Origin of the sequence: Frankia nepalensis, assembly GCF_016786325.1 — a bacterium.
GTDB lineage: Bacteria > Actinomycetota > Actinomycetes > Frankiales > Frankiaceae > Pseudofrankia > Pseudofrankia nepalensis.
The window spans coordinates 1-5,496 of sequence record NZ_JADWYU010000269.1 but is presented as its reverse complement, the minus strand read 5'-3'; the positions used below and the strand labels follow the sequence as shown (position 1 = coordinate 5,496).

Sequence of the window (5,496 nt, the reverse complement as noted above, 5' to 3'; positions counted from 1 at the left end):
GCCCCCGACGGGGCGCCGGTGCTGGCCATGGTCCGGTTCCGGCTGCCGGCCGCGTCGGGGGAGACGGCCGGCCCCGCCGCGCGGCTGGTCACGGAGTTCGCCGCCGGCGCCGAACGGGCGCTGGCGGCGCTCGGCCAGGCCGCCGGGTATCGTTCCGGCCGGCTCGCGCGGGCCATGGACGACCCGGCCGAATGGGTGCTGGTCACCGAGTGGGACGGCCCCGGCGCCTGGCGGCGGGCGCTGGGGCGGTTCGACGTCAAGCTGGAGCTGACCCCGCTGCTCGTGCACGCCGTCGACGTCCCTGGCGCGTTCGAGGTGCTCGTCGGCCAGGACAGCCCGGCCGCCGCCCCCCGCCGCCACGGTTCCGCTCTGGCTCCGGACGCCGCGACCGCCGCCCCCGGCCGCTGACGGCCCGACCGCTCGCGGCGCCGGCTGATGGCGACCGGGGCCGCCGGTGGTCCCGGTGCCAGCGTCCCTGGGCGCCGCGGGGGCCCGCGATGCCGGAGGCGGCCGTTGTCGGCCCCCCGACGCAACCCGCCAACTCCTGTGTATTCGCTGGATAGGCTGCCTACGCTGGTCGAATCCTGTGCCTTGGTGACCGGCTCGATGACCGGCTTGTTGACCGGCTTTGTGACCGGTTTGTTGACCGGATGGTGGGGTGGCGGTTGGAGCTCGCGAAGGGCGCGAACACCACGGTGCCGAGCCGGGCCGTGCGGGTGTCGCTTGCCTCGACGCTGCCGGTGGACGTGGTCGACCTGTTCGCGCTCGAACTGGGCGCCCGGCGCCGCGTCCGGGACGACGGCGACCTGGTCTTCTACAACCAGCGTCGCTCGGCGGACGGCTGCCTGTGGCTGGTCGACGACCGGTGCGTGCGGATCACCCTGGGCGAGTTGCCGGACGTCGTCGAGTCCGTGGTCGTCGCCGCGAGCCTCGACGACGCCTGGACCGGTGCCTTCGCCGACGATGCGGGGCTGCGGGTCCGGATCGACGCCGCGGGTGGGTCGGCCTGGGACGGCCCCGGCCTGGACGGCCCGTTCACGGTCAGGCACGAGGTCACGGTGGAGGGCGCCGAGCGCTGCGTGGTGCTCGTCGAGCTGTACCGGCGCGAAGGCGGCTGGAAGGTGCGCGCGGTGTCCCAGGGCTGGACGGCGGGCACGGCGGCGCTGCTGACCGAGCACGGCGTCCACGTCGAGGAGGACCCCGTCCCCGCCGCGTCCGCTCCCCCCGCGCCGGTTCCCGCGAGGCCCGGTCCCGTCCCGCCGGCCCCCGCCGGGCCCCCCGCCCGGCCCGCCGGCGGCGGGCGGAGGCCCCCCGAGGGGCCGGCGGGCCGGCGGCCCCGGCCAGGCCCCGCGTTCCGCTGCCGCCGACCCGCCCCGAGGCGCCGGCCGCCCCGGCCCGGGGCGTCCCGCCGACCCGGCAGTTCCCGCCCTATCCCTGGGGAACCGGCGGTGGCGGGGGAGCCGACCCGCACGACGCCCCGACCGTGATCGCCGCCTCCCCGACCGGGGCCTGGCCGGCCTGGCAGCGGCCGGCGGGCGCCCCCGGCCCCGGGAGCGCCCGGGAGGCGGACCCGCCCTCGCCCAGCACGGGCAGCCGGCGCCTGCACGTCCACCCCGTCGCCCGGGCGGCGCGGCGGCCGCCACTGGACCTGCTGGCGATGGACCCCTACGACTTCGAGCAGCTGGTCGCGGACCTGTTGACCAAGATGGGCTACACCACGCAGCGCACCGGCCGGTCCGGGGACGGCGGCGTCGACGTCGAGGTCCGTTCCGACGACCCGCTGGCGAGCGGGCTCATCGTCATCTCGGTGAAGCGGCTGAAGCGCACGGTCGGCGCGCACTACGTCCGTGAGCTCGCCGGCACGGTCCACGACCGTGGCGCGATCAAGGGCATCCTGGTCACGACGTCGTCCTTCGGCCCGTCCTCCGTCCAGTTCGCCGCCAAGAACCGCCTGGAGCTGGTGGACGGCTCCCGCCTGCGTGCCTGGCTGGCCCAGTACCTCCGCCTCGACACGGTCTGAGACACGGTCTGACCCCGGCCGCCCGGCGGGGCCCGGCCACGCCGTGCCGCGCCGCCGGCTGGAGGCCGGTTCTAGGCCTGGCGCGGGTGGCCGGATGGCGCGCGGGCGGCGCGGTCCGTCACCGAGCTGTTGGCCTCAGTCCGTAGGCTGGGGAGACGTACATCGCCTCGATGACGAGACGCATCGGGCCGAAGGGGATGCGACCATGCTCCTCCCGCATGCCCGGCGGCCCTCAGTGGACAGAGTGGGAGCAGGGTCCGTGGCAGGCACACCCGACCGGATGGACACCATCGTCAGTCTCTGCAAGCGGCGGGGGCTGGTGTTCCCTTCGAGCGAGATCTACGGCGGTCTGCGGGCGTCCTGGGACTACGGCCCGCTCGGCGTCGAGCTGAAGAACAACGTGAAGCGGGCCTGGTGGAAGGCCGTCGTGCAGGGCCGCGACGACGTCGTGGGCCTCGACTCGTGCGTGATCCTCGCCAGGGAGGTCTGGGAGACCTCCGGTCACGTCGAGGTCTTCACCGACCCGCTGACCGAGTGCACGAACTGCCACAAGCGTTACCGGGCCGACCACCTGGAGGAGGCGTTCGAGGCCAAGCACGGCCGCAAGCCGGCCAGCCTGGCCGACGTCGTCTGCGCGAACTGCGGCACCAAGGGCAAGTTCACCGAGCCGAAGATGTTCAACGGCCTGCTCAAGACCTACCTCGGCCCGGTCGAGGACGCCTCGGGGCTGGCCTACCTGCGGCCGGAGACCGCGCAGGGCATCTTCATCAACTACGCGAACGTGCAGGCGACGGCCCGCCGCAAGCCGCCGTTCGGCATCGGCCAGATCGGCAAGTCGTTCCGCAACGAGATCACGCCGGGCAACTTCATCTTCCGGACCCGCGAGTTCGAGCAGATGGAGATGGAGTTCTTCGTGCCGCCGGGCGAGGACGAGAAGTGGCACGACTACTGGATCACCGAGCGGACCAAGTGGTACGCCGAGCTCGGCATGAAGCAGGACAACCTGCGTCACTTCGAGCACCCGAAGGAGAAGCTCTCCCACTATTCGAAGCGCACGGTCGACATCGAGTACCGGTTCAACTTCGCCGGCCTGGAGTGGGGTGAGCTGGAGGGCATCGCGAACCGTACCGATTTCGACCTGACCGCGCATTCCAAGGGCTCCGGCGCGGACCTGTCCTATTTCGACCAGGCGACCGGCACCCGCTACGTCCCGTTCGTCATCGAGCCGGCTGCCGGCGCCGACCGCACCACGCTCGCGTTCCTGCTCGACGCCTACGACGAGGATGAGGCGCCGAACACCAAGGGCGGCGTCGACCGGCGGATCGTGCTGCGCCTCGACCCGCGGCTGGCCCCGGTGAAGGCGGCCGTGCTGCCGCTGTCGCGGCACGCCGACCTGTCCCCGGTCGCCCGCGACCTCGCCGCCGAGCTGCGTCGGCACTGGAATGTCGAGTACGACGACTCGCAGGCCATCGGCCGCCGTTACCGTCGCCAGGACGAGATCGGCACGCCGTACTGCGTCACGGTCGACTTCGACAGCCTGACCGACCAGGCCGTCACGATCCGCGAGCGTGACTCGATGGCTCAGCAGCGCATCGCCATCGACAAGGTCTCCACCTACCTGAACGCCCAGCTCGGGCCGCTGTGACGGGAACGACGCCGCCGGCCGCCCGTGAATATTTCGGGCATACGGGGCGATCGTGCGCATCGCGTGCCTGAGATAGCTGTTACTGTCGGGTAGCGGCGCCTCCCGGGAGCACCCCCGAGCCCCCGGGAGGCGCCGTCGCCAGCTTCACCTTTGGGCCGCGGCGCGGAATCGCGGCGCGTCAGGCCGACGGGGGCTCGGTGTAGGTGGTCGTCGCGGTCGGGCGTATGTCGGCCGGATCTCCTGACTCGGGCATGTGCATGGGCAGCACGAACTTCCGGTCCGTGATCTCCATCCACACCCGGTTCGCCAGCACGATCCGATCCTTGAAGCCGAACTGGTACTCCCGCTTCGCCGTCATGTCCACCGGCCTGCCCAGGGAGCCGCTCTTGCGCTGGGCGTGCCTCGAGCCGTTCGTGGATCCGAGGTCGGTCGCCCAGGCAACCCGCACCGATCCCTCGGCGGCCAGCCGCAGCAGCAGGTGCGACCGGCTCACCCGGTCGATGTAGGGCGGCGCCACCTCGACGGCCAGGTTCACGACGCCAGGGCCGCGGCCGAGGACGACCGGGACGTCGGCCTCGAGCGGGAACATCAGCAGCGTGCGCTCGCGTGGCCCCTTGCCGTCCTTCCGGTCCTCCATGACGAAGACCCTGACCTCGCGGGTGTAGCGGCGCGGCCCGACCTCGTCCAGCTCCTCCCCGCACCCGGGGCAGACCGCCCGGTCGTCCCGCACCTCCGGCCAGACGAGCAGCACCCCCTGATGGGCCTCGGCGTACTCGCAGCGGTCGGTCTCGCACCGCCACTCGGTGTTGAGGATCTCGCGGTGACTGGGCAGGTTCAGGTCCAGGCCCAGCGCCCTGAACGCGGCCAGCTCCTGGGCGCCGGAGCGCCGCCCGCCGGGCGGGCGCGCCGGTGCCGGCGGGTGCGCCGGCAGCGGGACGATCCGCACCCCGCCGCCGCCGCTCTCCCAGGTGTGGAACAGCTCGTGGCGCTGCCTGATCCAGGAGTGCCGCCGGCGGGCGGACTCCCGGTGCTTGCGCAGCAGCACGTGCCTGCCTTCGTCCCGGGCCAGCTCCAGCAGCCGGTTCGGCGCGTCGTCGTCCTCCAGGACGCGGCCGTACTGCGCCAGCAGCGCGTCGCCGTCCCTCCCCAGCGCCTGCGGCAGGCCCCGCTGGGCGACGAGCACCAGGTCGGAGACGGCGACCGTCCGGGTGTGCCAGGCCCTGATCACCTGCTCCAGCCGCGGCAGGTGCGGCCCCGGGGCCCCGTGCGGCCACAACCGTCGGTCGTAGACCGCGCCGGCCACGTCGAGGGCGACGGGAACCTGGTCGTCGGCGGCGGGCATGCGGGACTTCCCCTTTCCGGGCGCGGGGCGGCGGCCGTTGCTCGGGCCGGCGCGGGGCAGGGCGTATCGGTGCCGAGAACGTGGGACTCGGGTGGTCGGCTCCTCAGTGCCTTCTCCATCGTCCAGGCCTTCTCCATCGTCCCCGTGATCGGGTGCGGAGCCTCGGCGCTCGCGCGAGGAAGAAGACCAGGGTCCTGGAACAGATCGTCGGGCAACGTCGTCGAGGCAATATCGGCAATGTCGGCAATGTTGGCGGGGTCGGCGGGGCAACGTCGGCGGGTGGCCCGGGCAGTGGTCGGTTTCGGGACAGGGCGGCCGGCGGGGAGCGGGTCCTGCGCCGCTGGCTGTCCGCGTCACTGATCCCGGCTTCCTTGGTAGCGCAGTGCCGCGCCGCGGTCGCCGCCGGGTCGACGATCCGGACCCACGCCGTCGCCGCCGCCACGCGGCGCCGGGGTCCTGTCTCTTATACACAAAAACGAGCCCCCCAGA

General features: G+C 73.2%; 5 protein-coding genes. 4 read left to right on the top strand and 1 reads right to left on the bottom strand.

Annotation, left to right across the window (positions count from 1 at the left end):
* From I6A81_RS40050 to I6A81_RS40035, 4 genes are all read left to right on the top strand, one after another.
* A partial coding sequence (locus I6A81_RS40050) for an antibiotic biosynthesis monooxygenase (RefSeq protein WP_238438126.1) occupies positions 1-408 on the top strand: 408 nt, incomplete at its 5' end.
* A gap of 257 nt (positions 409-665) precedes the next feature.
* Positions 666-1,487 (top strand): TerD family protein, encoded by an 822-nt coding sequence (locus tag I6A81_RS40045; protein WP_203010488.1) that lies wholly within the window; start codon positions 666-668, stop codon positions 1,485-1,487.
* The gene (locus I6A81_RS45960) at positions 1,484-2,020 is read left to right on the top strand and encodes a restriction endonuclease (RefSeq protein WP_203010487.1); all 537 of its coding nucleotides are present in this window, start codon (positions 1,484-1,486) and stop codon (positions 2,018-2,020) included. The genes I6A81_RS40045 and I6A81_RS45960 overlap by 4 nt, the downstream gene beginning before the upstream one ends.
* Before the next feature lie 280 nt (positions 2,021-2,300).
* Positions 2,301-3,665: a glycine--tRNA ligase gene (locus I6A81_RS40035; protein ID WP_203007982.1), complete on the top strand. Its 1,365-nt coding sequence runs from the start codon at positions 2,301-2,303 to the stop codon at positions 3,663-3,665.
* A gap of 178 nt (positions 3,666-3,843) precedes the next feature.
* Here the strand turns inward: I6A81_RS40035 and I6A81_RS40030 are convergent, their stop codons facing one another.
* Positions 3,844-5,007, bottom strand: a complete 1,164-nt coding sequence (locus I6A81_RS40030; RefSeq protein ID WP_203007980.1) for an FHA domain-containing protein — start codon at positions 5,005-5,007, stop codon at positions 3,844-3,846.
* Positions 5,008-5,496: the final 489 nt, after the last annotated feature.